Here is a 1,882-nt window from a genome sequence, read left to right on the forward strand (position 1 = left end):
AAGCTGGCGTGGCTGAAGGAGATGGAGAGCCGGGGCGACATCGACTGGCAGCGGGTGAAGGAAGTCCACGACCAGTGGAAGTACAGCCACTCGGGCATGGGTGCGGGGCTGGCGATCATCGTGGCCATCGTGGTGACGGTGCTCACTTGGGGGGCGGGCTCAAGCGTTGCCGCATCGGCCTCCGCCTGGGCGGGTGGTGGAACCGCTGGGGCCATTGCGGGCACTGCGGCACAGGCGGCGTTCCAGGGGATGGTAAGCAACGCGGCGATCAACACGATCAACAGTGGTGGCGATCTGGGTAAGGCTTTTGAAGCGACTTTCTCGGAAGAAGCACTCAAGGGCTATGTTGTTGCAGCGGCTGCAGCTGGGTTGACGACGGGGCTGATTGGTAACCCTGGTACGTCCAGTTTCGACCTGAATTCGATCCAGGGAATGGGTGAATTTGCTGCCTATCAGGCTGGCAAGGCTGTCATTACCTCTGGCGTTGATGCCGCGATCAATGGGGGGAGCTTCGAGGAGAAGCTCGCCGCCTCCTTGACCTCGGCAGCGGTTCAGGTGGTCTCGGCAGCCGCCTTCAATCAGGTAGGCAACTGGGCGCAAGAGAACGGAATTAACAACGGCGACTTCGAGAAGGTCGCGGTCAAGGCGCTGGTTGGTGGGCTCATCAGCCAGGCGGCGACGGGAGACTTTGCCACTGGGGCACTAGCGGCTGGAGCCAATGAGGCGCTCTCGGATCAACTTGCTCAATTGGTGAAAGGGGACCAGGCGCTGCAGGCTACTGCAGCTCAACTGGTCGGCGCGTTGGCGGCTGGATTGACAGGTGGCGATGCCAACCTTGCGTCCAATATCGCGCTGTATGACGAGTTGTACAACCGGCAATTGCATCCGGATGAGCGGAAACTTGCCAAAGATTTGGCGGAGAAAAGTAATGGGAAGTTCACTGAAGAGGAAATTGCGAATGCCCTGCGTTGGGCAAATAACCATGATCTTAACGAGTCGGCACTATCTAATATCTTGGTCGAACTCGACGGTAGTACTCAGGTAAACGCTGTGTACGACGCTGGCTCAATGTCACTTGTCAGGCAGGGTGACCAAGCCTTTCTGCTGCAGGATTTGTCGAAGATGGCGACGCCAGGCGCGGAGCTCATGTTGTTTATTCAGGAGAACTCCGCAGGCACCTATTCATGGAATACTGGCGCATGGCAATCGATTTCCTCATCGGAATATGACAATTCCCGTTATGCCTCGGTGTCGGCTGCTGGCAAAATGTTCTCCGTGCCGCTGGCCGACTGCCCGGCGGCGGCATGTTCTGCCGACGGAACTATTGCATGGGCTAGCACCAAGCCGGAAGACCAGGCCGTTCTGGCTGCTTATGCAGCCGCGCTTGAGCAGGATAGACGCGAAGGTATTGCCCAAATGGCCGTGATTGGAACGGCGGCATCTCCAATCGGTTTGGGGCGACTGACCGTATCCGGTTTGATGAACTGGAAAACAGCGGCCGCATTTGGTATAGGCGCAGGTTTTCAGACGGCGGGGGATTACTACAAGACTGGTGAAGCGAATCTTGGCAACTCGCTGACAGCCGGTACCACAGCCGCTGTGGCGCTGCCCCTGCTGGGCGGTTCGATAGTGACCAATAGTCTGATTGGTGGGGCAACGCTCGGCGCGAATGCGATGGCGCAGAATGCGCTATTCGGAGGTAATGAGAGCGTGGCGTTGAACTATGGAAGTGCTGAACAAATCATGATCAAGCGCCCGCGGACCGATTTCGAGCGCGTATCAGTGAGGACCTTTCGAGTTCGAAGGCATTTTTCGCTTCCGGCCGGGTCGGCCAGGGGCCGTTGCCCCCGCTTTCGCTCCTTGGTGCCCCATCAGGACGCAC

The 1,882-nt window shown here is 58.3% G+C and carries 1 protein-coding gene; it reads left to right on the forward strand.

The genetic code is table 11. The features are described from left to right. The coding region (locus C7389_RS24660; RefSeq protein WP_211342539.1) for a DUF637 domain-containing protein at positions 1 to 1,882 on the forward strand (1,882 nt) is incomplete at both ends.

The sequence above is a fragment of the Azoarcus indigens genome, assembly GCF_004361735.1.
GTDB lineage: Bacteria > Pseudomonadota > Gammaproteobacteria > Burkholderiales > Rhodocyclaceae > Azoarcus > Azoarcus indigens.